Source organism: Rathayibacter sp. AY1B8 (genome assembly GCF_002932775.1).
GTDB lineage: Bacteria > Actinomycetota > Actinomycetes > Actinomycetales > Microbacteriaceae > Rathayibacter.
Window position 1 is genome coordinate 25,455 of the sequence record NZ_PSWJ01000026.1, and the last position, 26,510, is coordinate 51,964.

A 26,510-nucleotide genomic window follows, 5' to 3' on the forward strand; every position below is an offset into this window, starting at 1 on the left:
CTGCTCGCTACTCGATCAGCATGACCCGTCGGCCGCCGTCCCCCCGGCCCTCCCGCGAAGCGCAGCCCACCCGGACCCCACCGCGAGGCGGACCCCACCCGGACCCGACCGCGAAGCGGAGCCCACCCGGTACCCGATCGCGAAGCGAAGCCCGGCCAGACCCGACCGCGAAGCGGAGGCCCCCGCGGCGACCGCGAAGCGGAGCCGTCCTCAAAGCGTGTCCTGGTGGGCGGTCGGCGGGGCCTGGTGGGGTCGATCGCAAGGCGGAGGCGTCGGGCGTAGCGGGAGCTACGCTCGTCGCCGACAACGCCGCGAGCGGCCCCGCCAGGCCCCGCCGACCCGATCGCAAGGCGGAGGGGTCGGGCGTAGCGGAGCTACGTTCGTCGCCGACAACGCCGCGAGCGGCCCCGCCAGGCCCCGCCGATCACATGCCGGTGTCGAGGCCGGAGTAGGCGTGGAGTCCCTTGAAGAACACGTTGACGACGCCGAAGTTGAACATGACGGCGGCGAAGCCGACGATGGCGAGCCAGGCGGAGGGGGTGCCGCGCCAGCCGCGGGTGGCGCGGGCGTGGATGTAGCCGGCGTAGATGGTCCAGATGATGAAGGTCCAGACCTCCTTGGTGTCCCAGCCCCAGTAGCGGCCCCAGGCCTTCTCGGCCCAGACGGCGCCGGCGATGAGCGTGAAGGTCCAGAGGATGAAGCCGAGGATCGTGACGCGGTAGGCGAGGTTCTCGAGGGTGAGGGAGCTGGGCAGGGTGCGCAGGAAGCGGAGGACCGAGCGGGGGCTGTCGCCGGAGGATTCGCGGCGGGCCTGGAGGAGCTGGGTGACCGAGAGCGCGAAGCCGAGGGCGAAGAACGCGGTGCCGAGGATCGCGACGAGCACGTGGATGACCAGCCAGTAGGACTGGAGTGCCGGCGGGAGCGGGACGACGGCGACGTAGTAGTTGACGGTCGCGATGCCGAGGAGCACCAGGACGAGGCCGGTGATGAACGCTCCGAGGAAGCGGAGGTCCCAGCGCAGCTGGACGGCGAGGAAGACGCCGATGATGATGAGCGTCCCGGTCATCGAGAACTCGTACATGTTCGCCCAGGGGACGCGGCCGGCGGCGACGCCGCGGAGGACGGTCGCGCCGAGGTGCAGCACGAAGCCGAGGAGCGTGAGCGAGAACCCGATGCGCATGGTCTTCGAGCGGGCGGGGGCGCGGTAGACCTCGTCCTCGACGCGGCTGCCGATGCGGGAGAGAGTCGCGGTGCGTCCGGAGCCTGCGGCGGCGACGGTGGCCTTGCCGCTGGCCGCGCGGTCGGCGGCGGCCGCGGAGGCGACGCGCTCCGCCTCCTGCACGACCTCGATCGACTCGCCGTCGGCCAGGGAGGCGCGGCGGGCGAGGTCGATCGCGAAGAAGACGAACGCCATGGCGTAGATGCCCATGGCGGAGGAGAGGCACAGCACCGAGTACTGCGAGAGGGTCGCGATCACCTCCTCAGGGTAATCGCTCGCCGCCCCGCCCGCCCCTTCGCGCTTGCACAGACTCGGCCCCTGCCCAGCCGGGCGGCGCCTGTGGAGGGACCTCCGGGGCGTCCGGGAGGCGGGTCAGTCGAGCGGGGCGTGCCGGTCGGCGATCGTCCGCACGGCGCGCACCAGCTGGGGGTCCTCGCCGCGGGCGAGTCCTGCGTACTCGAGGAGGAGGCCGCCGTCGTCCTGGGCGGTCGCCTTCACCCACACGCGGCGCCGCGGGACGAACAGCGAGGTGAGGAGTCCGGCGAGCACGAGGATCGCGAAGAGCAGCACCCAGCCCTGGGTCGCGTCGTGGTGGATGTCGAACGAGGCGAAGCGCTTGACGCTGTCGGTGCCGATCCGCGTCGGGTCGGCGCCCGTGTTGTCGAAGGTCACGCTGCCGAGCCCGTTCGGGAGCTCGGCCGTGTCGCCGGGCTTGAGGGTGATCGGCGCGACGCCGGTGGTGCCGCCGGTGAGCCGGGTCAGCGAGTCGGTGTTGAGCACGTAGACGGATGTGGGCACTCCCCCGTCGAGGCCGAGGTCGCCCGAGAAGACGTTCAGCGAGAGCACGGGGTACTGCAGGTCGGGGAAGATCGAGGTCGACGCCCCGGAGGCCAGCGTGTCCTGCGTCGGGTAGAAGAAGCCGGTGAGGCCCAGCTGCTCGGAGAGCCCGTCCGGCACCTTCACGACGCCGACGGAGGTCAGGTTCGCGTCCTGCGGGAGGAACGGCACCGAGTCGGTGAAGATCGCCCGGCCGGAGGGATCCCGGACCGTGATCGTCGGGGCGTAGCCGTTGCCGAGGAGGTAGACGTTCGTGCCGCCGATCGCGAGCGGGTCGTTGACCTTGATCGTGCGGTCCTCGGTGCGCCCGCCGCGCTCGGAGGTCGTGACGTTCGCGGTGAAGTCGACGGGCTGGCCGAGCGCCGACTGGTTCTGCTCCTCGTACTTCACGTCGAGGCTGTCGAGGGTCAGCTGGTACGGGTCGAGCTGGCTGCTGTCGAAGAAGCGACCGGGGTTGAAGGAGTCGTAGGCCGCGAGGTTGTTCGCGAACCCCTGGGAGCCCTCGACCAGCACGCGCTGCCCGCTGTAGCCGAATCCGCCGCCCACTCCGACGGCGACGAGGATGCCGACCAGGGCGGAGTGGAAGACCAGGTTGCCGGTCTCGCGGAGGTAGCCGCGCTCGGCCGAGACGCTCGACCAGCGGCCGCGCGGGTCGTCGTAGCGCTCGACGCGGTAGCCCGCCCGGCGCAGGACGGAGTGGGCGGAGGCGACGGCCTCCTCCTCCGTCGCGCCCTCGACCTCGCGGACGGTGTAGCCGGCGAGGCGCTGCAGGCGTGCCGGGGTGCGCGGCGGCCGCGATCGCATCGCCTGGAAGTGGTGACGCGTGCGCGGGACGATGCAGCCGATCAGGGAGATGAACAGCAGCAGGTAGATGCTCGAGAACCAGGCGGAGGTGTAGGTGTCGAACGCCTGCACCTTGTCGAGCAGGGGCGCGAGGTCGGGGTGGTCGACGAAGTACTGGGTCACGCCGTTGGGGTCGGAGGAGCGCTGCGGCACGAGCGATCCGGGGACCGCCGCGATCGCCAGCATCAGCAGCAGGAACAGCGCCGTGCGCATGCTGGTGAGCTGGCGCCACATCCAGCGGAGCCAGCCGGTGAACCCGAGCGCCGGCTGCGTGACAGCGCCGTCGGAGTCGTAGTGGTCGGCGGGGCGGAAGGAGGCGTCCGTCCTCCGCTGCGCGGCCTCGTCGGGGCGGCGCGTGCTCTCCTCGGGCTCAGATCGCCGGCTGGAAGCCATCGATCACCGCCGAGAGGGATCCGTAGACGAGGGTGTTCCAGATGCCCGTGACCATCAGGACTCCGATCAGGACGAGGGCGGCGCCGCCGAGGATGTTGACCACGCGGATGTGGCGCTTCACGAAGGCGAGCGTGCTGGTCACCCAGCTGAAGCCGAAGGCGACGAGGAGGAAGGGGATGCCGAGTCCGAGGCAGTAGACCAGGGCGAGGAGGGCGCCGCGCCAGGGCGAGCCCACGCCGTAGCTGAGGGCGAGAATCGAGCTCAGCGTCGGGCCGAGGCAGGGCGTCCAGCCGACGCCGAAGACGATGCCGAGCAGCGGCGCTCCGATCAGCCCGGTGGCGGGACGGATCCCGGGTCGGAGCGTGCGCTGGAGGAACGAGAACTGCCCGATGAAGACGAGCCCCATCGCGATCACGACGAGCCCGAGGACGCGGGTGATCAGGTCGGTGTACTGGCGCAGCCAGAAGCCGACCGTGCCCGCCGCCGCCCCGTAGAGGACGAACACCAGCGAGAATCCGAGCACGAAGAGGAGCACCCCCAGCACGACCCGGCGGCGTCCGCGGGCCGCCCGCTCGTCGGCGTCGGTGAATCCGCCGACGTAGGCGAGGTAGCCGGGCACCAGCGGGAGCACGCAGGGCGACGCGAAGGACACGAGCCCGGCCAGGAGCGCGATCGGCACGGCCAGCAGGAGCTGACCGCTGACGACGATGTCGCCCACGCCGCTACTCCCCCTCGGCGAGCGTGTCGCCCACGAGGGTCGACAGGATCGACGCCTCCTGGAGCTGGCCGAGGATGCGCGACGCGACGCGCCCCTCCCTGTCGAGGACGAGCGTCGTGGGCACGGCGTTCGGCGGGACGGTGCCGGTGAAAGCGAGCTGCACCGACGAGTCGGTGTCGACGATGGAGGGGTAGCCGAGCCCGAAGGTCTCGGCGAAGGCGGCCGCGGTGGGGGCCTGATCGCGCACGTTGACGCCGACGAACGACACGCCCTTGTCGGCGAACTCCGTGTTCACCGTCTCGAGGTCAGCGGCCTCGGCGCGGCACGGGGCGCAGCTGGCGTACCAGAAGTTGACGACGACGACCTGCCCGGCGAGGTCGGCGGAGTCGATGGTGGCGCCGGTCTCGTCGGTGCCGGAGAAGACGATGGGGTCGTCCCGGTCGGCGGCGGCGATCTCGGTGACGGTGCCGTCCCCCGAGATGTAGCCCTTGTTGCTGCCGTTGCGGTACTGGTCGGCGAGCGGATCCTCGGAGCAGCCCGTCAGCGCGAGCGCGGCGGCCAGCGCGAGGACGCCCGCGGCGCGGAGCCGCCCCGTCCGGCGCATCAGACCGCTCCCACGTCGGTGGCCAGGCCCTGCAGGCCGGCGGCCGGGTCGGAGTAGCCGACCTCGACGAAGCCGTCCCCGCGCCGCTCGAGGGTCGTGATGCTCGAGAGCGCGCAGCGGCGCTTGCGCGGATCGTGGAAGAGGCGCTCGCCGGCGAGGGCGCGGTGGACCGTCCAGATGGGGAGCTGGTGGCTGACGATCGCGGCGTCGCCCTCCTCCGTGCTCTCCCACGCCGACTCGACCGCCGCGTACATCCGCGCCGAGATGGAGAGGTACGGCTCGCCCCAGCTGGGCTCGAAGGGGTTGCGGAGCCAGGGCCAGTGCTTGGGGTTCCGCAGGGCGGAGCTGCGCGCGGCGAGGGACTTCCCCTCGAAGCGGTTGCTCGGCTCGATCACCCGCTCATCGGTGCGGATCTCGAGCTCGAACGCCTGCGAGATGGGCTGCGCGGACTCCTGCGTGCGCTGGAGCGGCGAGGCGATCAGCGCCGTGACGTGGCGCCGGCGCTCGAGCAGGTCGTCGGCGGCGGAGCGGGCCATGCGGTGGCCCAGATCCGAGAGCCGGAAGTTCGGGAGTCGCCCGTAGAGGACCCGGTCGGGGTTGAACACCTCGCCGTGCCGCACGAGATGGATCTGATCGGCAACCACGAGCGTCAAGTGTACGGAACGCGGCGTGGGGGAACGCCGGGAAAAGGGTCGCCTGAGCCGGACCTGAGCGGAGCCTCAGCGCCGCGCCGAGACCGCCGCCGACAGCCGCCGCACGAGCGGTCCGGGCAGGTGCCGCACCACGGCCATCGGGACTCCGAAGCGCACCGACGGCACCGAGACGACGGAGCCGCGCGCGACGTCGCGGAGGAACTCCTCCACCACCGCGTCCGCATCGAGCCAGAGGAAGGAGGGGATGGAGGAGGTGTCCATCGCCGCCCGCTCGTGGAACTCGGTGCGCACCCAGCCCGGGCAGAGCGCGGCCGAGCGGACGCCGGTGCCGCGCAGCTCGACGGCCAGCGACTGCGCGAAGGCGGTCGCCCACGCCTTCACCGCGGAGTAGGGGCCGAGGTGCACGAAGCCCGCGACGCTCGACACCGTGAGGATCGCGCCGCGGCCGCGGGTGGTCATCGCCTCGGCCGCCGCGCCCGAGAGCACGGCGACCGAACGCACCATCACCTCGAAGGCGTGGTCCTGGGCGGCGACGTCCGGCTCGGCGAAGGTCCCGTCGATCCCGAAGCCGGCGTTGTTGACGAGGACGCGGACCGGTCGGGCCGGATCGACGAGCCGCGCGCGCACGCGCTCGACCTGCTCGCGGTCGCCGAGGTCCGCGGGCAGGACCTCGACCGCCGCGGCGCCGAGGCCGCGCAGTCCGGCCGCCGCCTCCTGGAGGCGCTGCTCGCTGCGGGCGACGAGGACGAGGCTCCAGCCGCGGCGCGCGAACGCCCGGGCGAAGGCGAGGCCGATGCCGGAGGACGCGCCGGTGATCAGTGCGGTGCTCACGCGCGCAGGAGGGCGGCGAGGCCGTCCTCGCTCACGACGGGGATCCCGTAGTCGCGGGCCTTCCTCGCCTTGCCGGACAGGGAGTCGGGATCGGCGGCGACGACCAGCTTGACCTTCTTCGTCACTCCGGGGTGGGCGATCAGCCCGCAGTCCTCGAGGACGGTCGTCCACTCCTGGCGGGTCCGGCGCATCTCCCCGGTCAGGACGACGAGGTCGCCCGGCTCGAGCGAGAAGCGGTCGACGACGGGCGCGGGCTGTTCGACGGCGTCCCGCGGCTCCGTGGCCGCGACGAGCCGCTCGTGATCGATGCCGAGCAGATCGGCGACAGTCGCGAGGTCCATCAGCTCGTCGTCGGCGAGGACGCCGTCCGACCAGGCGACCGCGGTCAGGTCGTCGAAGTAGCGGTCGTGGAGGACGCGCACGACCGCACGACCGATTCCGAGGTCGTCGGCCGCGGTGACCAGTTCGCGCTCCTCGTGCGCCGAGATGACGCGGTCCAGGAGGCAGCGGTCCAGGAGGGCGAGGTACTCGCCGTGCTCCACGGGTCCGGAGTGGTCGGGCATCCGCTGGACGACGCGCTCCAGGAAGGAGGCGGGAGCCACGGCGGTCGCGGGTCGGGGCGTCCACAGTGTGCGCCTCCGCGGAACAGGAGGCCAGCCGTAGGCGAGTGCCTCTCTCAGGTGATCGTCCCAGCGGTCGCGACCACCGGAGACGGCGATGTACTCCGCGAGCAGGCGGCCCGTGGCGGTCGCATCGACGACCGCTCGGTGAGCGTTCTCCAGCGGGATGTCGAACGCGGCGCAGCAGGCGGCGAGCGAGCGCCCCGCACCCGGCAGGAACTCGCGTGCGAGCTGCATCGTGCACAGCAGCATCTCGCTCGAGAGTGCCGTCTCGACGCCGAGTCGGGCCAGTTCCGCTGTCAGGAACCGCCGCTCGAAGCTCGCATTGTGGGCGACGACCACCCGGCCGTCGAGATGTACCAGCAGATCGGAGGCGATCGCGGCGAAGGACGGTGCGTCCAGTATCTCGCGCGCCGAGATGCCGTGGATCCTCTGCGCGCCGAGATCGCGGTCCGGGTTCACGAGCGTCTCGAACGCCGCCTCGAAGCGCCCCTCCGCATCGAGATGGACGACAGCGACCTCGATGACGCGGTCGCCCCGCTCGGGACGGACCCCCGTCGTCTCGAAGTCGATGACCGCGAATCCCGGTCCCGCCATGGCACATCCCCCTCGGATCCTTCGAGCCCGCGCGCTCGCTCCGCGATGCTAGCCCGACGCCGGAGCACGCAGGGGGACCGACTGGACCCCCTTTCGTGCCGCGCCGGAGGCCGCGGGCCGGCGCGTGCTCCTGCTCCGCGCCCGCCCGGCGGCCCCCGAGTAGACTCCCCTACCGTGACCGACGAGACCCGCCTCCCCCGAACCACTGTCAAGAAGCTCGCCGCGCTCGAGGACGGACCCGTCCGCGTGTCCGGCTGGGTCGAGACCGTGCGCGACCAGAAGAAGGTGCAGTTCGTCGTCCTGCGCGACGAGTCGGGTGCCGTGCAGCTGGTGAACCCGGCCGTGCGCGAGGCCGTCGAGGGCGACGACGCGTCGGCTGCGCGCCTCGCGATCACCGAGGAGATCTCCGGCCTCGCCCAGGGCTCCTTCATCACCGTCACCGGTGCGCTCAAGCACGACGAGCGCGTGAAGCTCGGCGGCATCGAGGTCAAGCTCGAGACGCTCGAGGTCGTCGCCGCGTCGATCCCGGAGGCGCCGATCGCGCCCGACTCCGGCATCGACAAGCGCATGGACTGGCGCTTCCTCGACCTGCGCCGTCCCGAGCAGAACCTCATCGCCCGTGTGCAGACCACGTTCGAGCACGCGCTGCGCACGTACTGGATCGAGCACGACTTCATCGAGATCCACACCCCGAAGCTCATGGCGAGCGCCTCGGAGTCGCGGGCCGAGCTCTTCGAGGTCGAGTACTTCGAGACGAAGGCCTACCTGGCGCAGAGCCCCCAGTTCTTCAAGCAGATGGCGCAGCCCGCCGGCTTCGGCAAAGTCTTCGAGGTCGGCCCCGCCTTCCGCGCCGACCCCAGCTTCACCTCGCGTCACGCGACCGAGTTCACGAGCGTCGACGCCGAGGTCTCCTGGATCGACTCGCACGAGGACGTCATGGAGCTGCACGAGCAGCTGATGGTCGCCGGCCTCACCGCCGTCGTCGAGAAGCACGGCGCCGAGGTCAAGGCGCTCTTCGACATCGACCTGACCGTCCCGACCACGCCGTTCCCGCGCATCCCGCTCGCCGAGGCCAAGCGCATCGTCGCCGAGCGCGGCTACGAGGTGCCCCGCGCCGACGACGACATGGACCCCGAGGGCGAGCGCCGCATCGCGGCCTACGTGCAGGAGGAGTTCGGGCACGACTTCGTGTTCCTCACCGACTACGCGTCGAGCATCCGGCCGTTCTACCACATGCGCCGCGAGGGCGACGGGACGATCACCAACAGCTACGACCTCATCTACAACGGCGTCGAGATCTCGACCGGAGCCCAGCGCGAGCACCGCGTCGACGTCCTCGTCGAGCAGGCCCGCGAGAAGGGCCTGGACCCGGAGGAGCTCGAGTTCTACCTCGACTTCTTCCGCTACGGCGTCCCGCCGCACGGCGGCTTCGGCATGGGCCTCTCGCGCGTGATCATGCTGATGCTGAACCAGGCGAACCTCCGCGAGGTCACCTACCTGTTCCGCGGCCCGACCCGCCTGCTGCCCTAGGCGCGCACCACGGTCGCGGGAACCCCGGACCATCGAGACCGCCGCGGACGGCGGGTCCCCTCGACGGGCCGGGATTCCCTCGCGCCAGCGGCTAGGGAGCCGGCAGCACCACGAGGTCGAGGTAGTCGGCCAGGCACGCCACCATGTCCACCGCGTCGCGCTCGAGCAGCCACTGCAGCTGCACGCCGTCCCAGAGCGCGATGATCGACGCCGCCAGCCGCTCCGGATCGGACCCCTCGCGGAGGCGCCCGGCGGCCTGGAGCTCGCGCAGCTCGGCCGTGTACTCGCTGCGGAGCCGGCGGAACCGCGCGGCGAAGAAGTCGCGCCCCGGGTGCTCCTGCGTCGTCGACTCGCCGCAGAGCACGGCGTACAGCTCGATCACTCCGGGCGCCGTCTCGTTGTAGCGGGTCTGCCGCAGGATGCCGGCGACCAGCCCCTCCTCCGGGTCCGGCGGCGAGGAACCGTCGCCCGTGATCAGGTCGCGGTGCTCGAGGACCGCGAAGAGCAGGTCGGTCTTCGACGGGAAGTAGTGCAAGAGGCTCGTCTGGCTGAGCCCGACGCGGTCGGCGACCTCCTGGAGGGAGCCGCGGGCGTAGCCCCGTGCGGCGAAGACCTGGTGGGCGGCCTCGATGATGGCGCGGCGGCGCTCGGCCGACTTCGCGTACGGGCCGCGTCGCCTCGTCGCCTCCGCCATCGACCCCTCCTCAGCACTGGAGGCACCTCGCCGTGCCCCTCGAACGGCCAGCGTAGCGGCGGCGGAGGAGCAGTGCCGCCAATTTCGAGTACCTACTCGAATTCGTGGTAGCGTCCCGATCATCGCCGGGTGAGACTCCCCGGCTCTCCACCACGACGAAGTGAGGGAAGATGCATCCGTTCACCCGGAGACAGCTCATCGCCGCCGGTCTCGGCACCGCGGCACTCGGGAGCCTGACGGCCTGCGCGACACCGGGCACCGTCTCGGTCAACACGGCGCCGACGATCGCCCCGGCCACCGGCCCGGTCCGCCTGCAGTACTGGGGCTGGCTGAAGGACCTGCAGAAGGTCTGCGACGTCTGGAACGCCTCGCACCCCGAGATCCAGGTCGAGGCCGTCTGGATCCCCGGCGGCAACGCGGGCGGGTACCAGAAGCTCTACTCGGCCCTCGCCGCGGGCGGCGGGCCGGACCTCGGCCAGGTCGAGATCCGCTCCGTCCCCGAGTTCATGCTCGTCAACGGCCTGGTCGACCTCACCCGGTACGGCGTCGAGCAGTACCGCGACCTGTACGACCCCACGCTCTGGGGCCAGGTCAGCTACACGGGCGGCGTCTACGGCATCCCTCAGGACAGCGGCCCGATGGCGCTCTTCTACCAGCCCGAGGTGTTCGGGAAGGTGGGTGCGGAGCCGCCGACGACCTGGGACGACTGGGCTGCGGTGGCGACGGAGCTGCGCGGAGCCGGCTCCTACATCGACTGCTTCCCGCTCGCCGACGCCTCGGTCTTCGCCGCGTTCGCGACGCAGGCCGGCGCGCAGTGGCTGCGCCCGGAGGAGGACGGCTGGGTCATCGATATGACCGACGACGCCACGACGCGCGTCGCCTCCTTCTTCGACACGGCCATCGACCAGGACCTGGTGCAGACCGGCTACGGCGCCTACTCCCCCGCGTGGTTCGCGGCCGCGGCGAAGGGCGGCATCGCCTCCTGCGCCACCGGCAGCTGGGGCGACGCCCTGATCGAGGGGGTCAGCGGAGGCGCGGGCAAGTGGCGCGCGGCTCCCATGCCCGTCTGGGGCGACACCGGCTTCGGCTCGAGCTTCCTCGGCGGATCGACCGCGGCGGTGTTCTCGAGCAGCAAGCACCCGGAGGAGGCGATCGAGTTCGCCGTCTGGATGACCACCACGCAGGAGGGCATCGACGCGATGATCGCCAACAGCGGCATCGGCTGGTCTCCCGCGGTCGGCGAGATCGGCACGGCCCGCAAGGGTCCGAGCGACTTCTTCAGCGGGCAGAACTACAACGAGGACGTCCTCGTGCCCGCATCGAAGGAGCAGAACCCCGACTGGTCCTGGTGGCCCGTCACGCAGCAGTCCTTCAACATCCTCAGCGACGGCTTCCGGAAGAAGGCGTCCGGGCTCTCGCTCGTGGACGCGGTCGCCGAGGCGGAGCAGCAGATCATCACGGTCTTCGAGAACAAGGGCCTGAGCATCAGGAGGGCCTCCGCATGACCACCACGACCTCCCCCGCCGCCGCCGCGGTCGCGGCCACCACGCGGACGCCGGGCGCGCCCCGGCGCAGCCGCGCGGTCGCCCGCGCCCCGTGGATCCTCCTCGGACCCTTCCTGGCCCTGTTCGTCCTCACGTTCATCGTCCCGATCGTCGTCGCCGTCGGCTCCAGCTTCACGAAGGTGACGCGCTCCGGCCTCTTCGGCGAGGCCGGGGTCACCAGCGGGTTCGCGGGCTTCGACAACTACGCGCAGGCCCTCGCCGACGGCAACTTCATCGCCTCCATCGGGCGGATGTTCCTCTTCGGCGTCGTCCAGGTGCCGGTGATGATCGCCCTCTGCACCGTCCTCGCGCTGATGCTCGAGTCGGCGTCGGCGAAGTTCCCCGGCTTCTTCCGGGCGGCCTACTTCCTCCCCTACGGAGTGCCCGGAGTGATCGCGACGATCCTGTGGTCGTTCCTCTACGTGCCCGGCCTCAGCCCGCTCATCGACGCGGCGAACGTGGTCGGGCTCCAGCCCGACTTCCTCGGTGCGGACACGGTGCTCTGGTCGATCGCGAACATCTCGCTCTGGAGCTACACCGGCTACAACATGCTGATCATCGTCGCCCAGCTCAAGGCGATCCCGGTCGAGCTCTACGAGGCGGCGAAGGTCGACGGCGCCTCCACCTGGCGCGTCGCCCGCAGCATCCAGCTGCCGCTCATCCGCCCCGCGCTGGTGCTGACGACGATCTTCTCGATCATCGGAACGCTCCAGCTGTTCGCCGAGGCGCAGGTGCTGAAGACGGTCGCTCCGGCGATCGACAGCCAGTACACGCCGAACCTCAGCGCGTACACCACGGCCTTCGCCTACAACGACTACAACGTCGCCGCCGCCCAGGCCGTCCTGATCGCGCTGGTCGCGTTCCTGCTCTCCTTCACGTTCCTCTCGATCTCGAACAGGAGGTCGTCATGAGCCGCACCGAGACCCCGCCGACCACGACCACCGGAGTCGTCACCGCCGATCGCCCCGTGAAGGCCGGACGCGGGCCCGACCGCTCGGCCGGCCGCAACCGCGCCTCGACCATCATCGTCACCGCGATCCTCGTCGTCGTGGCGGTCTACTTCCTCATCCCCGTCTACTGGGTCGTCGTCGCGGCGACCAAGACGACCGAGGACCTCTTCGCCACCTACGGCTTCTGGTTCGCCCCGACGTTCGCGCTCTGGGACAACCTGACGCAGGTGCTGACCTACGGCGACGGCATCTTCGTCCGCTGGTTCCTCAACTCCGTCCTCTACGCCGGAGTGGGCGCCCTGCTCGCGACCTACCTCGCCGCGGCGGGCGGCTACGCGCTGGCCAAGTACGAGTTCCGCGGCAGCAGGCTCGTGTTCGGGACGATCCTCGCGGGCGTCCTGGTGCCGGGCACCGCGACCGCTCTGCCGCTGTTCCTGCTCTTCAGCCAGATGGGCATCGCGAACACCTACTGGAGCGTGCTGATCCCCTCGCTCGTCTCGCCGTTCGGGCTGTTCCTCTGCCGGATCTACGCTCAGGCGACCGTGGACACCGCGATCATCGAGGCGGCGCGCATCGACGGCGCCGGGGAGCTGCGGATCTTCCACACGCTCGGGCTGCGCATCCTGACTCCCGCGCTGGTCACCGTGTTCCTCTTCCAACTGGTCGGGATCTGGAACAACTACTTCCTGCCCCTGGTGATGCTCTCGGACACGAACCTGTTCCCGATCACACTGGGACTGAACAACTGGCTCGGACAGGTCGACCGCCTGCCCGAGTTCTACGAGCTGACGACCGGCGGCGTCCTGCTGTCGATCATCCCGCTCGCCATCGCCATGATCGTGCTGCAGCGCTTCTGGCGCGGCGGCCTGACGGAAGGCTCCGTGAAGTGACGACTCCCCCGACGACCTCCCACTACCTGACGGACACCGGACCGGGCTCCGGCCGCCGCCGGGCCCCCCGCTCGTGGCTGCACACCGACGCCCCGGCGCTCCCGCTGGACGGGGAGTGGCGCTTCCGCCTGCTCCCCGCCGCTCCGGGGACCCCGGGCGGCGCCGGCGTGCTGCCGGAGGGCGAGGGCGTGGACGCCGTCGGGGACGAGTCGTTCGACGACTCCGGCTGGGACCTGATGCCGGTGCCCTCGCACTGGGTGCTGCAGGGCGACGGGCGCTACGGACTGCCGGCCTACACGAACGTGCAGTTCCCGTTCCCGACCGAGCCGCCGTTCGTTCCGGACGCGAACCCGACGGGCGACTACCGCCGCACCGTCGTGGTCCCGGAGGAGTGGGACTCCGCCGAGGCGGTCGTCCTGCGCTTCGACGGGGTCGAGTCGCGCTACCGCGTCTGGGTCAACGGCGTCGAGATCGGCATCGGCTCCGGCAGCCGGCTCGCGCAGGAGTTCGACGTCACCGGCGTCGTCCGCCCGGGCGAGAACCTCGTCGTGGTCCGCGTGCACCAGTGGTCGGCCTCGAGCTACGTGGAGGACCAGGACCAGTGGTGGCTGCCGGGGATCTTCCGCTCGGTGCACCTGCTCGCGCGCCCCGTCGGCGGGATCGAGGACGTGTGGCTGCGCTCCTCCTTCGCCGGCGGCGCGGGCCGCATCGAGGCGGAGGTGACCGCCGCGGCCGACGCGTTCCCGCTGACGCTGCGCGTGCCCGGGCTCGGGATCGAGACGGTCTGGGCCTCAGCGGAGGAGATCGCCGCGATCGAGGTCCCCGAGGTCGAGCCGTGGTCGGCGGAGGCTCCGCGCCTCTACGACGCGACGCTCGCCTCCGCCGGCGAGACGGTCTCGCTGCGGCTCGGCTTCCGCACGGTCGAGATCCGCGGCGACCGCTTCCTGGTCAACGGCGAGCGCGTCGTCTTCCATGGAGTCAACCGCCACGAGACGCACCCCGACCGCGGTCGAGCGTTCGACGAGGACTCCGCCCGCGAGGACCTTGCGATGATGAAGCGCTTCAACGTGAACGCCATCCGCACCAGCCACTACCCGCCGCATCCCCGTCTGCTCGATCTCGCCGACGAGCTCGGCTTCTGGGTGGTCCTCGAGTGCGATCTCGAGACCCACGGCTTCGAGCGGGTCGGCTGGGCGGGCAACCCCAGCGACGACCCCGCCTGGCGAGAGGCCTACCTCGACCGCATCGAGCGGACCGTCGAGCGCGACAAGAACCACCCGAGCATCGTGCTCTGGTCCCTCGGCAACGAGGCGGGCACCGGCGCGAACCTCGCCGCGATGTCCGCCTGGGTGCACGGCCGCGACCCCGAGCGCCCCGTCCACTACGAGGGCGACTACACCGGCGCGTACACCGACGTGTACTCGCGGATGTACTCCTCGATCCCCGAGACCGAGCGGATCGGCACCGACGGCTCGCTCACTCCGCTCCTCGGCTGCTCCCCCGGCGAGTCCGCTCGGCAGCGCTCCAAGCCCTTCCTGCTCTGCGAGTACGTGCACGCGATGGGCAACGGCCCGGGAGCGATCGACCAGTACGAGGACCTCGTCGACCGCTTCCCGCGGCTGCACGGCGGCTTCGTCTGGGAGTGGCGCGACCACGGCCTGCGGGCGCGCACGCCGGAGGGCGTCGAGTACTACGCGTACGGCGGCGACTTCGGCGAGGTGGTGCACGACGGCAACTTCGTGATGGACGGCATGGTGCTCTCCGACGGCACGCCCAGCCCGGGCCTGTTCGAGTGGAAGCAGATCGTCGCTCCGGTGCGCCTCACGGTCCGCGGCGACGGCGTCGTCATCGAGAACCGCCGGCACGACGCCTCCACCGCCGATCTGCGCTTCGCGTGGCGGGTCGAGCGGGACGGGCGGGTCACCGCGGAGGGAGTGCTCGACGCCCCGGTCATCGCGGCCGGCGACGCCGTCCACGTGGAGCTCCCCCCGCTCGAGGTGCGCCCCGGCGGCGAGACCTGGCTCACCGTCGACGCGGTCCTCGACGCCCCGACCGCCTGGGCGGAGGAGGGCCACGTGCTTTCCACCGGTCAGCACCTCCTCGCCGCGCCGTCGGCGGTGCCCGCGTGGACCCGCGCCGTCCGCGCCGCTCCGCCCCTCGAGGGCGGCGCGCTCGGAGTCGCGCGGTTCCGCGACGGCCGGCTCGCCTCCCTCGCCGGCCTGCCCGTCGACGGACCGCGCACCGAGCTCTGGCGCGCCCCGACCGACAACGACGAGGGCGCGGGCTTCCCCGGCTACGTCACCGGCGACCCGTACGACGGCGACGGCCGCGGGATGCCGGCCCCCTCCTCCGCCGCCCGCTGGCGCGAGGCCGGACTCGACCGCCTGGTCGGCCGCGTGCAGGAGGTGGACGCCTCCGCCGGGCTCCGCCGCGTGACCCGCTTCTCGGCCGCGGACCTCGATGCGGGACTCCTGATGGAGGAGCGCTGGAGCGTCGACGGGGAGAGCACGGTCCTCCGCGTCGACCTCGTGCCGACCCGGGGCTGGGACTCCGTCTGGCCGCGGCTGGGCATCCGGATCGACATGCCCGCGTCGATCGACGGCGCGGAGTGGTTCGGCACCGGCCCGCTCGAGTCCTACCCCGACAGCCTCCGGGCCGCGCGGGTGGGGCGCTTCACGGCGGAGATGGACCGGCTGACGACTCCGTACGCCCGCCCGCAGGAGAGCGGTCACCGCAGCAGCGTGCGCGAGCTGACGCTGACGGAGGCGGGCTCGCCCCGGCTCCGCATCGAAGCCGCGCGCGACCTGCACGGGCGCCTCCCCGGCTTCACCCTGGCGAGGCACACGCCGCAGGAGATCACGGCCGCCGCGCACCCGCACGAGCTGCCGGCGTCGGAGCGCGCGGTCCTCGTGATCGACGCCGCCCAGCACGGCCTGGGCTCCCGCGCGTGCGGTCCGGACGTGTGGCCTGACTTCCAGCTGCGGCCGGAGGCGCGGACGATCCTCCTCCGCTTCACCGCGGCCGGCTGAGCGCCGGGAGAGGACGAGGGAAGGCCCGCGGGATCGCGTCCCGCGGGCCTTCCCTCGTCCTCCGGACGCGTCAGTCGCTCTGCGTGCGCGGCAGCGGTCCGCCGATGAAGAGGTCCGTGTTCATGCGCCGGCGGCGCATCACGACCAGGACGGCCGCGCAGGCGACGAGCGACGCGGCGACCGCGCCGCCGCCGATCATCAGCGCGGTGGTCGGCGTGATGCCGGCCGGTCCCGCCGAGGCGGCCGTGCTGAGGAAGGCGGTGCGCGCGGCGCTGATCGCGGTGCCGCAGACCTGCTGCGCCTCCCACGGTGCGGCCGTGGTGTCGCTGTCACGGTAGGAGACGGTCACGGCTGCCGTGCGGTGCGACTCGCGACCGAAGGCGACGACGCAGTAGACGGAGGGGTCGGGGTCGGCGATGACCGCGTCGCCCAGCGCCAGCTCGGCCCAGCCGATGGAGTCGGACTGCACGGCGACGTCGCCGGCGGCCAGGTCGGCGCGGGACCCGGAGGTCTCGAAGGCGCCCACGGCGACCTCCTCGTCGGCGTCGAAGCCCCAGACGGCGCCGCGAGGCGCCTCGGTGCTGCCGTCGCCGAGCTCGCGCGGCTCGAGCAGGAGGCCGTTGCCGGTGGAGGGCGCCAGCCGGAAGACGACCTTGGCGGCGGAGCCCTGGTCGCCCGTGAGGTCGACCGTGAAGGCGCCCGACTTGGTGATCAGCGCGGTCGGCACGGTCGCGGTGCCGCTCCCCGCCTCGAGGGTCAGCGGGGTCTTGGTGCCGTTCGGGTCGCGGAGGACCGCGGAGACGGCCTCGCCGCTCGCGAAGCCGGTGTACGAGAAGCCGACGCCGTAGAAGCGGGCGAGCTCGACGGTGAGCGCCTCCGGCTGCACGGCGAGCTCGCGGGTGAGGAAGACGTCCGCGGTCGCGGCACCGGCCGCCGGCTTCGCGCCCTCGGTCGAGGTGCCGAGCTCGGTGCGTCCGGGGGCCGACGCCGCCGGAGTGACGGCGCCCGCACCGGAGGAGCCGGCGGTGCCGGACGTGGTGGTGCCGGAGGTGGTGCCGCCGCCGGAGGTGCCGCCGGACGTCGCTCCGCCGGTGGTGCCGCCGCCGGAGCCGGAGCCGCCGGAGGACGATCCGCCGCCGGTGGAGGGCTGGCCGCCGCCGGAGCCGCCCTGCTGACCGCCGCCGGAGCCGCCCTGCTGGCCGCCGCCGGTCGAGCCGCCGCCGGTCGATCCACCGCCGGTGGATCCGCCGCCGGTGGAGGGCTGGCTCGGCTGCTGGGGCGCGGGGTCGACCGGTGCCGGATCGACCGGCGCGGGGTCCACGGGCGCGGGGTCGACGGGCGCGGGCTGCTCGGGTTCTGCCGGCTCCTCGGGCACTCCGGGAACGGAGGGCTCCTCGGGGACGCCGGGAACGGGGTCGGAGCCGCCGTCGCCCGGCTGCTCGGGATCCTCCGGCACGCCGGGGATGGTCGTCGCGGCCGGCTGCTCGACCGTGGTCGAGACCGTCGAGGCGGAGGGGGCCGCGACGGCCGCTCCGGGGAGGGCCAGGCCGAGCACGAGCGCCGCGAGAGCGGCGGCGGGCAGGGCGAGTCGGCGGGATGACGGCATGGCGGTTCCTTCCTCCACGGGCGACGATCTGCGTCCGCGCACGGAGGAGCGCACTCCCCCCTCACGAGGGTAAGGGCGAGAGGCGAGCTATCGCGAGCCGTCCTGTCCCCCGTCAGAGGGACGTCGCGGTCGTGCTTCCGTCCGGACGGCCCGGGTCGAGGCTCACCCGCGATCGAGGAGGGCCCGCCGGAGCCGCGCGGGATCGACTCGCCAGAAGGTGTGCACGCGCCCGTCGATCAGCACCACCGGGATCTCCTCGACGAAGCGCTCGTGCAGCTCGGGATCGTCGAGGATCGACACCTCCGAGACGGCGACCGACGCCTCGCCGCCCAGATCGGCGACCACCTGCTCGACCACGGTCCGCGCGTCGTCGCAGAGATGACAGCCCGGCTTGCCCACGAGCGTCAGCTCCACGTCCACCATGCGGTCAGTGTACGGCGGCCCCGGCGCCGGGCGCCGAGACGGCGAGCGCCGCCGGGATGATCCGTGAACGCAGACGAGCGCCCGACCCCGGAAGGGCGGACGCTCGAGTGGGAAGAGGCGCGAGCCTACTTCTTGTTGCGACGCTGGTGGCGAGTCTTGCGAAGCAGCTTGCGGTGCTTCTTCTTCGCCATACGCTTGCGACGCTTCTTGATGACAGAACCCACGAAGACCTCACAACGTTCAGGGGGTCGACCGCCCGACGGGCGGCCGCTTACGAAAAACTGGCTCCCGCGAGCTTACACGACCCGGGGCTCCACCGTTTCCGGCTCCTCGGCGCCCCTCACTTGCGGATGCGCAGCGCCTCCGCGACCTTCGTCGCTCCCTCGCTGACGCCCCGCTGGATGTCCTGCACCACGGTGCTGACCTGGTGGGTGCGCTCGGCGAGCGCCCGGCCCAGCGACTCCGCCCGGGCCGCGGTCGGAGCGTCGAGCAGGGCGCCGGCCGCCTCGTCCTCGGCGAGGAAGGGCAGCAGCCAGTCCTCGACCTCCGCCAGCGGCGCGTACTCGAGCGCGTAGAAGCGGTGCTGTCCGCTCTCGCGCACCGTGACGAGGCCGGTCTCGCGCAGCACCTTGAGGTGCTTGGAGACGGTCGGCTGGCTCAGCTCGAGGCGCGCCACGATCCGCGACACGCTCATGCCCTCGGCCGAGCCGTCCCGCCGCTGCTCGAGCAGCAGGGCGAGGATGTCGCGGCGGGTCCCGTCCGCGATCACCCCGAAGATGTCAGCCATGCGCCCAGGCTAGTCAGCGCCCCGGGGGCCCGGCACCGAGCGGGTAGCATGGCCGCGATCGAGTGGAGGATCCGCCGTGGTGGTTCGGCAGCAGTTCCGCAGCCCCGTGGGCGTCTCGCCCGTCTCCCCCTGGTCGGGGTTCGAGCGGGCCCGCGACCTCATCGACGACTTCGCCGGACGCTCGCCGTCCCGCTTCGCGATCCTCATCTTCTCGGCGCTCGTGCTCGTCTTCACCCTGCTGTTCTCGCTGCCGGTGTCGAGCACCACGGGCACCGTCACTCCGCTGCACGACGCCTTCTTCACCGCGATGTCGGTGATCTGCGTGACCGGCCTCGCGACGGTCGACATGGCGACGCACTGGTCGGCGTTCGGCCACTCGATCATCTTCGTCGGCGTGAACATCGGCGCTCTGGGAGTGCTGACGCTCGCCTCGATCATGGGCCTGGCGATCTCGCGCCGCCTCGGGCTCCGGGCGAAGCTCATGGTCGCCAGTGACTCGAACCCGCTGCGGATCCACTCCGGCCCCGTCGCCGAGGGCCAGGCCGTGCGCCTGGGCGAGATCGGCGGACTGCTCGCCACCGTCGCGATCAGCGCCGCCGCGATCGAGATCATCGTCGCGCTCCTGCTGTTCCCGCGGATGCTGATCGACGGGATCCCGATCGGCGAGGCCGTCTGGCACTCCTTCTACTACTCCGCGATGGCGTTCACGAACACCGGCTTCGCCCCGAACGCCGCGGGACTCACCCCGTTCGAGGACGACTACTGGTTCCTCGGCATCCTGATGCTCGGCGTCTTCCTCGGCTCGATCGGCTTCCCCGTCATCTACGCCTTCTCCCGCGGCTGGCGGCGCCCGCGCAAGTGGTCGGTGCACGTGAAGCTGACGCTGGTCACCTCCGTGATCCTGCTCGTCGCCGGGGCCGTCCTCTACATCGTGCTCGAGTTCGACAATCCGAGGACCTTCGGCAGCCTCGATGCGGGAGACACCGTCTTCCAGTCCTTCTTCCTCTCGACGATGACGCGGTCGGGCGGCTTCTCGACGATCTCGGTCCCCGACCTCAACGGCTCGAGCCTGCTCGTGACGGACATGCTGATGTTCATCGGCGGAGGATCGGCCTCCACGGCCGGCGGGATCAAGGTCACGACCCTCGCGATCCTGTTCCTGGCCGCCTTCGCCGAGGCCCGAGGGAACAACGACATGGAGGCGTTCGGCCGCCGGATCCCGAACGACGTCCTGCGCCTGGCCGTCTCGGTCGTGCTGTGGGGCGCGACGACGGTCGCCGTGTCGAGCGTCCTGATCCTGCACATCACCAAGGCCTCGCTCGACCACGTGCTCTTCGACGTGATCTCGGCCTTCGCGACCTCCGGGCTCTCGACGGGGCTCACCGCGGAGCTGCCGCCGTCCGGGGTCTACATCCTGGCGCTGACGATGTTCATGGGCCGCGTTGGTACCGTGACTCTCGCCGCCGCGCTCGCCGCGAGCCAGCGGAGGCAGTTGTTCAGACGACCGGAAGAGAGGCCCATCGTTGGTTGACCGCATCAGGTACGACGCCCCGGTGCTGGTGATCGGCCTCGGGCGCTTCGGAGCCGCCACGGCCGGCCAGCTCGACCGCCTCGACCGCGAGGTCCTCGCCATCGACGCCGACGCCGGTCTCGTGCAGAAGTGGTCGGAGCGGGTCACCCACGCGGTGCAGGCCGACGCCCGCTCGCTCGACGCCCTCGCGCAGATCGGCGCGCAGGACTTCCAGGTCGCCGTCGTCGCGGTCGGCTCCTCCATCGAGGCGTCCGTGCTGATCACTGCGAACCTCGTCGACCTCAAGATCCCGCAGATCTGGGCGAAGGCGATCTCGCGCTCGCACGGCAAGATCCTCGAGCGGATCGGCGCGAACCACGTGATCTACCCCGAGGCGGAGGCGGGCGAGCGCGTCGCGCACCTGGTCTCGGGCCGCATGCTCGACTTCATCGAGTTCGACGACGACTTCGTGCTCGCGAAGATGTACCCGCCCAAGCCGATCCGGGGGCTGACGCTCACGGAGTCGGGCGTGCGCCGCAAGCACCGCGTGACCGTCGTCGGCGTCAAGAGCCCGGGCAAGCCCTTCACCTACGCGACCGAGCAGACCGTCGTCTCGAACCACGACCTCATCGTGGTCAGCGGCACCCCCAGCGACATCGAGCGCTTCGCGGCCCTCGGCTCCTGACCCGCGCCCCCTTCCTCCTCCTCCTCTGCGAGATGCCGCTCCGTGACGCCCGCTCCGGCGCGTCGCATACCCGAGCGGCGTCTCGCGGAGAGGAGGGCGGAGTCAGGAGGCGGCGAGCTCGCGGGCGCGGGCCAGCGCGGCGTCGGTCGCCCGCGTGAAGAGGGCGGCGAGGTCGGCCTCCTGCAGGACCGCGACGGCCCGCTCGGTGGTGCCCTTCGGGCTCGTGACCCGCCGGCGCAGCTCCGCGGGCTCCTCGCCGGAGTCCGCGAGCAGCTCGGCCGCGCCGCGGAACGTGCCGACCACCATCGTCGACGCCTGCTCCGGAGTGAAGCCCTTCGCGACAGCGGCCGCGACGAGCTCCTCGATCAGCAGGAACACGTAGGCGGGCCCCGAGCCGGAGATCGTCGAGAGCGCGTCGAGCTGCGACTCCGGCACCTCGACCACCTCGCCGACCGTCTCGAACAGGCGGCGCACGAGCGCCAGGTCCTCGTCGCCGGACCGCGTGCCCGCGCTGAGGCCGGTGACGGCGCGGCCCACGACCGCGGGAGTGTTCGGCATCGAGCGGAGCACGGCGACGGACGCGGGCAGGTGCCGCTCGAACGTGGCCGCGGTCACGCCGGCGGCGACGGAGACGACGACCGCGCCCGGGGCGAGCGCGTCGGCGATCTCGTCGAGCAGGTCCGGCACCATGTGCGGCTTGACGGCCACGAGCACGATCGCCGCGCCCTCGACCGCACGCCGGTTGGCCTCCGGGTCGTCCGCGGTGGCGAAGGCGGTGACCACCGGGTGGCCGTCCCACGCGGCGGCCTTCGCGGAGTCGCGGTTGGTCACCCGCACGCCCCCCTCGACGCGCACGCCGGGAGCCAGCAGGCCCTGGAGGATCGCACCCCCCATCGAGCCGAGGCCGAGGACGGCGATGGACGGGAGCAGGACGGGCGCATCGGTCACGCCGCTCATCCTACGAAGAGCCCGCGGCAAGGGGGTCCGGGTGCGGTCCGGCGCCTCGTAGGATGGCCCGACCATCCAGCGGCGAGCCCGAGGAGACCACGTGAGCGCATCCGGAGGCGGCACCGCGATCATCGCGGCGCTCGCGGCCAACCTCGGCATCGCCCTGACGAAGTTCGTCGCCTGGTTCTTCTCCGGATCCGCCTCCATGCTCGCCGAGGGCGTGCACTCGCTCGCCGACTCCGGCAATCAGCTGCTCCTGCTGCTCGGCGGCCGCAAGTCGCGGAAGGCCGCCGACGAGGAGCACCCGTTCGGCTACGGACGGGAGCGCTACGTCTACGCCTTCGTGGTGTCGATCATCCTGTTCTCCGTCGGCGGCGTCTTCTCGCTCTACGAGGGCATCGAGAAGATCGCCGAGCCGCACGAGCTCGAGAACGCCTGGCTGCCGATCCTGGTCCTCGTGATCTCGATCTGCCTCGAGGGCTACTCGCTGCGCACCGGAGTGAAGGAGTCGAACCGGGTCCGCGGCTCGCAGTCCTGGTTGCAGTTCATCCGCCGGGCGAAGGCGCCGGAGCTGCCGGTCGTGCTCCTCGAGGACGTCGCCGCGCTCACCGGTCTGACGTTCGCGCTGCTCGGAGTCGGGCTGACCGTGATCACCGGCGACTCGGTCTACGACGCGATCGGAACGATCATGATCGGCACCCTGCTGATCGTGGTGGCGATCGTGCTGGGCGTCGAGACGAAGAGCCTGCTGGTCGGAGAGGGGGCGACTCCCGCCGACGCCGCCTCGATCCGCGCCGCGCTCGAGGCCGGGCGCGACGTCGAGCGCGTCATCCACATGCGCACGCTCTACCTCGGACCGGACGAGATCCTCGTGGCCGCGAAGCTCGCCTTCCCGGCCGCCGAGACCCTCGAGCACGTGGCCGCCGGGATCGACGCCGCGGAGAAGCGGATCCGCGAGGCCGTCCCGGCCGCCACCACGATCTACCTCGAGCCCGACGTCGACCGTGGACGCGCGGGATCGGTGGCGGCCCGTCCGGCCGTGACGGAGGCGGAAGGGACGGCCGCCGCGGTCGCTCCGGCCGCCGCCGCTCCGCCCGCCGCCTCCCCGCCGGCCGCGCCGCACGGGAGCGCCTGAGATGCGCCGGGCCCTGGCGATCGTCAACGAGCGCGGTGCCGGGCTCGGCGCGCTCGAGCCGATGCTGACCGAGCGGGGGTTCGCCGTCGACGCCGTCGCAGGGACGGACCTCGACGCGATCGACATCCTCGCCCCCGACCTCGTCGTCACGCTCGGCTCCAGCGCCGGCGTCTACGAGACCTCGCGGCACCCCTTCATCAGCCCCGAGATCGCGCTCCTGCAGGACCGGATGCACCACCGCCGTCCCACGCTCGGCGTCTGCTTCGGAGCGCAGCTGATCGCGACCGCCCTGGGCGAGTCCGTCCATCCCGGATCGGCCCGCGAGGTCGGCTTCCGCCCGGTCGTGCTCACGGAGGAGGGCGCCGGCTCCCCGCTCCGGCACCTCGCCGGCGTCCACGTGATGCAGTGGCACGGCGACACCTTCGCGCTGCCCAGCGGAGCGGCGCTGCTGGCGTCGTCGCCGGCGGGCGAGGTGCAGGCGTTCGCCGTGGAGGACTGGCTCCTCGGCGTGCAGTTCCACCCCGAGCTGACCGGCACGATGGCCGCGCAGTGGCTCGAGGGCGACGGGGAGTGGGCAGGAGCGGCGGGCTACGACGCCGCCGCGCTCGCCGACGACGTCGCGGCGGAGCGCTTCGAGCGGATGCACGCGGCGACGCGGCTCGCGCTGACGGAGTGGCTGGGCGCTCCGAGCTGAGGGGTTCGGCGGCGCTCGGCGTCAGCGGCGGTCGGCGAAGAAGTCGAGCAGGAGCCGCGAGCTCTCCGCGGCGCGGACCCCGGGGTACACCTCGACCACGTGGTTGTGCCGGCGGTCGCGGAGGAGGTCGTGCACGGATCCGGAGGCGCCCGCCTTCTCGTCCCACGCGCCGAAGACGACGCGGTCGATCCGCGCCGCCAGGATCGCTCCGGCGCAGAGCACGCACGGCTCGAGCGTGACCACCAGCGTGCAGCCCTCGAGATGCCAGTCGCCGCGGGCCTCGGCCGCCGCGCGGATCGCGACCACCTCGGCGTGCGCCGTCGGATCCCGCCGCAGCTCGCGCTCGTTGCGCCCGAGCCCGAGCACCGCACCCTCCGAGTCGAGCACCACCGCGCCCACGGGGACGTCGCCCCAGCCCGCGGCCCGCCGCGCCTCGTCGAGCGCCAGGCCCATCCACTCCTCGGAGCGGCGGGGGACGCGGAGATCGCTGTCGCGCATCGCTCCCCCTCCTGCGGCGGCCCGCTGCGGCCGGTGGGGCGCCGCTCCGGCCAGTAGATTGAGCTTATGCGCGTCCACGTAGCCGACCACCCGCTGATCACCCACAAGCTCACCGTGCTGCGTGACAAGCGCACCCCCTCCCCCACCTTCCGTCAGCTCGCCGAGGAGCTGATGACGCTCCTCGCCTACGAGGCCACCCGCGGCGTCCGCACCCGCACCGTCACCATCGAGACCCCCGTGACGCAGACCACCGGCCTCGCGCTCAGCGACCCGCAGCCGCTGGTCGTCCCGATCCTCCGGGCCGGCCTCGGGATGCTCGAGGGCATGGTCAAGCTCATCCCGACCGCCGAGGTCGGCTTCCTGGGCATGGCGCGCAACGAGGAGACGCTCGAGCCGACCACGTACGCGGAGCGCCTGCCCGACGACCTGTCGAACCGCCAGTGCTTCGTCCTCGACCCGATGCTCGCGACCGGCGGCTCGCTCGTCGCGGCCATCCAGTTCCTCTTCGACCGGGGAGCGGTCGACGTCACCGCCGTCTGCCTGCTCGCCGCCCCCGAGGGCCTGGCCGCCGTCGAGAAGGCCTTCGGCGACCGCGACGTGACCATCGTCCTCGGCTCCCTCGACGAGAAGCTCAACGAGCTCGGCTACATCGTCCCCGGCCTCGGCGACGCGGGCGACCGCCTCTACGGCCTCGCGGGCTGAGCCCGCCGGCCCCCGGACGAGCGGGCCTTCCGTCGCGCCCCGGAACAGGGAGCCCCGCTGAGCCGTGCCGGTCGGCCGGCGCAGCGAGGGTCTCGACACCCCACCGCGACCGTCCGGCAAAGCCCGTCCTGCTGATCGAGCAGCGGGCGCAGCGGGATCCCCCGACACGGCTCGCGCCTCCTCCCGAGCACCGGAACCACCCGCGACGCGCCGTCCATCCCCACGGAAGTGTTGACGCACCGCACCGGCCTCCGCTTTACTGACGGACATGACTGACACCCTGCACGCCCTGACCTCCCTCGAGGCCACCGGGAATGCCGGCATGATGATGGCCGGTGGCCCCGTCATGTGCTGTCGAATGTGTGCATGAGGAACTGACCTCGCCGGATCCCCGCACCGCCTCCGCCCGCTGATCGTCACGATCGGCTGAGCGTCCGAGGCGCGGACGATCCCCTGGATGCCCCGCATCCGTCTCTGCCGCCACCGCGCACCGCGGGCCGGCTCGATCGCGCACACCCGGATCCGCTCCCTCGGACACTCGTCCCGGATCCGACCAGCCAAGGACTCGTCATGACCCTCCTCCACACCCGCACCGTCCCCGCCGCCACCTCCACCGAGGCGCCCCGCCTCCAGCCGGTCGCCGACGCCGCGCCCGCAGCACCCCGCCTCCGCGCCGTCCCCCAGGGCACCGAGGCCCGCGGCTTCGCCCTGTACGTCGGCATCGACGAGGCCAAGGCCCGCGCCGCCGGAGTCGACCTCGGCCGCCTGGTCGAGGAGCTCAAGCGCGTCACGGCGCAGCTCGCCCCCGACGCCGAGACCTACGCCTCCGTCGCCCTCGCCCCGCAGGGCGCCGGCGGCCGCGACGTGGACGTGGTCCGCCTCGCGCTGCAGGACCCGGCCGCCGTCGCCAAGCGCCGCTCCGACGCCGAGCCCGACCCCGACCGCGCACCCGGCGGCGTCGTCATCGACATCTCCCGCAAGCGCGTCATCCTCGACGAGGAGACCACCCCCCTCACCTACAAGGAGTTCGAGCTCCTCCAGTACCTCGTGCTCCGCGAGGGCCGCACCATCGAGCGCGCCGAGCTCATCGCCTCGCTCTGGGGCGCCGCGGACGACGACGCGCCGAACGAGCGCACCATCGACGTCCACGTCCGCCGCCTCCGCGCCAAGCTCGGCCGCTACGAGGAGATCGTGCGCACCGTCCGCGGAGTCGGCTACCGCTTCGACCGCCACGCCGACGTCGCCATCCGCTACGCGTCGACGCCGTCGCCGGATCTGTTCTGAACTGTGAGGAGAGCGCTTGCGCTCTCCTCACCGCGGTCGGCTTCGCGAGGGGTCGCGATTCGGAGAGCGGGTCGCGACCGGCTAGCGGGAAACGCTGACACGCGTTTCCCGCGTTCGCCTCGAGGGCGGAACGTCCTCCCGACCTCCGGGGATGTGCGCGCACCGCCCCTACCCTGGAAAGGGCTGCTCGGCCACACAGCATGCCGCCGAGCCGCCCTTTCCAGGGTAAGGGGTGTACGCGCACCTCCCCGGAGGTCGGAGAGACGCGCCCCCATCGAGACGACCG

The 26,510-nt window shown here is 72.2% G+C and carries 25 protein-coding genes; 11 read left to right on the forward strand and 14 right to left on the reverse strand.

Going from position 1 to position 26,510, the window contains the following annotated elements:
- Nucleotides 1-424: 424 nt before the first annotated feature.
- From ccsB to C5C63_RS13885, 7 genes are all read right to left on the reverse strand, one after another.
- Nucleotides 425-1,429 carry a c-type cytochrome biogenesis protein CcsB gene (ccsB, locus tag C5C63_RS13855; protein ID WP_104224871.1) on the reverse strand — a complete coding sequence of 335 codons (1,005 nt, stop codon included), beginning with the start codon at nucleotides 1,427-1,429 and terminating at the stop codon, nucleotides 425-427.
- Nucleotides 1,430-1,591: 162 nt separating this feature from the next.
- Nucleotides 1,592-3,292: a cytochrome c biogenesis protein ResB gene (locus C5C63_RS13860; RefSeq protein WP_104326258.1), complete on the reverse strand. Its 1,701-nt coding sequence runs from the start codon at nucleotides 3,290-3,292 to the stop codon at nucleotides 1,592-1,594.
- Nucleotides 3,270-4,010: a cytochrome c biogenesis CcdA family protein gene (locus tag C5C63_RS13865; protein WP_244230512.1), complete on the reverse strand. Its 741-nt coding sequence runs from the start codon at nucleotides 4,008-4,010 to the stop codon at nucleotides 3,270-3,272. Before C5C63_RS13865 ends, C5C63_RS13860 begins: the two co-directional genes overlap by 23 nt.
- A gap of 4 nt (nucleotides 4,011-4,014) precedes the next feature.
- Nucleotides 4,015-4,614, reverse strand: coding sequence for a TlpA disulfide reductase family protein (locus C5C63_RS13870; protein WP_104249773.1), 600 nt, complete (start codon nucleotides 4,612-4,614; stop codon nucleotides 4,015-4,017).
- Complete coding sequence (locus C5C63_RS13875) at nucleotides 4,614-5,258, reverse strand: histidine phosphatase family protein (RefSeq protein ID WP_104266731.1); 645 nt, start codon at nucleotides 5,256-5,258, stop codon at nucleotides 4,614-4,616. Before C5C63_RS13875 ends, C5C63_RS13870 begins: the two co-directional genes overlap by 1 nt.
- Before the next feature lie 75 nt (nucleotides 5,259-5,333).
- A complete protein-coding gene (locus tag C5C63_RS13880) occupies nucleotides 5,334-6,098 on the reverse strand; it encodes an SDR family oxidoreductase (RefSeq protein ID WP_104224863.1) in 765 nt (254 codons plus the stop codon).
- Nucleotides 6,095-7,315, reverse strand: a complete 1,221-nt coding sequence (locus C5C63_RS13885) for an exonuclease domain-containing protein (RefSeq protein WP_104326259.1) — start codon at nucleotides 7,313-7,315, stop codon at nucleotides 6,095-6,097. Before C5C63_RS13885 ends, C5C63_RS13880 begins: the two co-directional genes overlap by 4 nt.
- Before the next feature lie 174 nt (nucleotides 7,316-7,489).
- Here C5C63_RS13885 and aspS point away from each other — a divergent pair, with 174 nt between their 5' ends.
- On the forward strand, nucleotides 7,490-8,845 hold the full coding sequence (gene aspS / locus C5C63_RS13890) for an aspartate--tRNA(Asn) ligase (RefSeq protein WP_244229585.1): 1,356 nt from the start codon (nucleotides 7,490-7,492) through the stop codon (nucleotides 8,843-8,845).
- A gap of 91 nt (nucleotides 8,846-8,936) precedes the next feature.
- On the opposite strand, the gene C5C63_RS13895 is transcribed toward aspS, so the two are convergent.
- Nucleotides 8,937-9,539, reverse strand: a complete 603-nt coding sequence (locus C5C63_RS13895; RefSeq protein WP_258065465.1) for a TetR/AcrR family transcriptional regulator — start codon at nucleotides 9,537-9,539, stop codon at nucleotides 8,937-8,939.
- A 170-nt stretch (nucleotides 9,540-9,709) separates the two neighbouring features.
- Here C5C63_RS13895 and C5C63_RS13900 point away from each other — a divergent pair, with 170 nt between their 5' ends.
- The 4 genes from C5C63_RS13900 to C5C63_RS13915 are packed head-to-tail and all read left to right on the forward strand — an operon-like array spanning nucleotide 9,710 to nucleotide 15,952.
- A complete protein-coding gene (locus C5C63_RS13900; RefSeq protein WP_104224859.1) occupies nucleotides 9,710-11,044 on the forward strand; it encodes an ABC transporter substrate-binding protein in 1,335 nt (444 codons plus the stop codon).
- On the forward strand, nucleotides 11,041-11,994 hold the full coding sequence (locus tag C5C63_RS13905) for a carbohydrate ABC transporter permease (protein ID WP_104266728.1): 954 nt from the start codon (nucleotides 11,041-11,043) through the stop codon (nucleotides 11,992-11,994). Before C5C63_RS13900 ends, C5C63_RS13905 begins: the two co-directional genes overlap by 4 nt.
- Nucleotides 11,991-12,923 (forward strand): carbohydrate ABC transporter permease, encoded by a 933-nt coding sequence (locus C5C63_RS13910; protein WP_104225919.1) that lies wholly within the window; start codon nucleotides 11,991-11,993, stop codon nucleotides 12,921-12,923. Before C5C63_RS13905 ends, C5C63_RS13910 begins: the two co-directional genes overlap by 4 nt.
- The gene (locus C5C63_RS13915; protein WP_219815303.1) at nucleotides 12,920-15,952 is read left to right on the forward strand and encodes a glycoside hydrolase family 2 TIM barrel-domain containing protein; all 3,033 of its coding nucleotides are present in this window, start codon (nucleotides 12,920-12,922) and stop codon (nucleotides 15,950-15,952) included. The genes C5C63_RS13910 and C5C63_RS13915 overlap by 4 nt, the downstream gene beginning before the upstream one ends.
- A gap of 70 nt (nucleotides 15,953-16,022) precedes the next feature.
- On the opposite strand, the gene C5C63_RS13920 is transcribed toward C5C63_RS13915, so the two are convergent.
- From C5C63_RS13920 to C5C63_RS13935, 4 genes are all read right to left on the reverse strand, one after another.
- A complete protein-coding gene (locus tag C5C63_RS13920; protein WP_104326262.1) occupies nucleotides 16,023-17,558 on the reverse strand; it encodes a hypothetical protein in 1,536 nt (511 codons plus the stop codon).
- 162 nt (nucleotides 17,559-17,720) lie between these two features.
- Nucleotides 17,721-17,981, reverse strand: coding sequence for a glutaredoxin family protein (locus C5C63_RS13925; protein WP_104224855.1), 261 nt, complete (start codon nucleotides 17,979-17,981; stop codon nucleotides 17,721-17,723).
- A 125-nt stretch (nucleotides 17,982-18,106) separates the two neighbouring features.
- Nucleotides 18,107-18,205 carry a 30S ribosomal protein bS22 gene (locus C5C63_RS13930; RefSeq protein ID WP_003792170.1) on the reverse strand — a complete coding sequence of 33 codons (99 nt, stop codon included), beginning with the start codon at nucleotides 18,203-18,205 and terminating at the stop codon, nucleotides 18,107-18,109.
- Nucleotides 18,206-18,321: 116 nt separating this feature from the next.
- Nucleotides 18,322-18,768 (reverse strand): helix-turn-helix transcriptional regulator, encoded by a 447-nt coding sequence (locus C5C63_RS13935; protein WP_104224854.1) that lies wholly within the window; start codon nucleotides 18,766-18,768, stop codon nucleotides 18,322-18,324.
- 160 nt (nucleotides 18,769-18,928) lie between these two features.
- Here C5C63_RS13935 and C5C63_RS13940 point away from each other — a divergent pair, with 160 nt between their 5' ends.
- Both C5C63_RS13940 and C5C63_RS13945 read left to right on the forward strand, forming a co-directional pair.
- Nucleotides 18,929-20,299, forward strand: coding sequence for a TrkH family potassium uptake protein (locus C5C63_RS13940; protein ID WP_244229642.1), 1,371 nt, complete (start codon nucleotides 18,929-18,931; stop codon nucleotides 20,297-20,299).
- A complete protein-coding gene (locus C5C63_RS13945) occupies nucleotides 20,292-20,963 on the forward strand; it encodes a TrkA family potassium uptake protein (protein WP_068255410.1) in 672 nt (223 codons plus the stop codon). The genes C5C63_RS13940 and C5C63_RS13945 overlap by 8 nt, the downstream gene beginning before the upstream one ends.
- A 102-nt stretch (nucleotides 20,964-21,065) precedes the next feature.
- Here the strand turns inward: C5C63_RS13945 and proC are convergent, their stop codons facing one another.
- Complete coding sequence (proC, locus tag C5C63_RS13950; RefSeq protein ID WP_374953849.1) at nucleotides 21,066-21,857, reverse strand: pyrroline-5-carboxylate reductase; 792 nt, start codon at nucleotides 21,855-21,857, stop codon at nucleotides 21,066-21,068.
- Nucleotides 21,858-22,011: 154 nt separating this feature from the next.
- Here proC and C5C63_RS13955 point away from each other — a divergent pair, with 154 nt between their 5' ends.
- Both C5C63_RS13955 and C5C63_RS13960 read left to right on the forward strand, forming a co-directional pair.
- Entirely contained in the window at nucleotides 22,012-23,046 is a 1,035-nt protein-coding gene (locus C5C63_RS13955) for a cation diffusion facilitator family transporter (protein WP_104326263.1), read from the forward strand.
- A 1-nt stretch (nucleotide 23,047) separates the two neighbouring features.
- Nucleotides 23,048-23,740 (forward strand): gamma-glutamyl-gamma-aminobutyrate hydrolase family protein, encoded by a 693-nt coding sequence (locus C5C63_RS13960; protein WP_104292395.1) that lies wholly within the window; start codon nucleotides 23,048-23,050, stop codon nucleotides 23,738-23,740.
- Between the two features lie 21 nt (nucleotides 23,741-23,761).
- Here the strand turns inward: C5C63_RS13960 and C5C63_RS13965 are convergent, their stop codons facing one another.
- Nucleotides 23,762-24,238 (reverse strand): nucleoside deaminase, encoded by a 477-nt coding sequence (locus tag C5C63_RS13965; protein WP_104254860.1) that lies wholly within the window; start codon nucleotides 24,236-24,238, stop codon nucleotides 23,762-23,764.
- 66 nt (nucleotides 24,239-24,304) lie between these two features.
- On the opposite strand from C5C63_RS13965, the gene upp reads away from it, so the two are divergent.
- Together upp and C5C63_RS13975 are read left to right on the forward strand one after the other, a co-directional pair.
- A complete protein-coding gene (upp, locus tag C5C63_RS13970; protein ID WP_104224850.1) occupies nucleotides 24,305-24,940 on the forward strand; it encodes a uracil phosphoribosyltransferase in 636 nt (211 codons plus the stop codon).
- Nucleotides 24,941-25,510: 570 nt separating this feature from the next.
- Complete coding sequence (locus C5C63_RS13975; protein WP_104233433.1) at nucleotides 25,511-26,224, forward strand: winged helix-turn-helix domain-containing protein; 714 nt, start codon at nucleotides 25,511-25,513, stop codon at nucleotides 26,222-26,224.
- Nucleotides 26,225-26,510 lie beyond the last annotated feature (286 nt).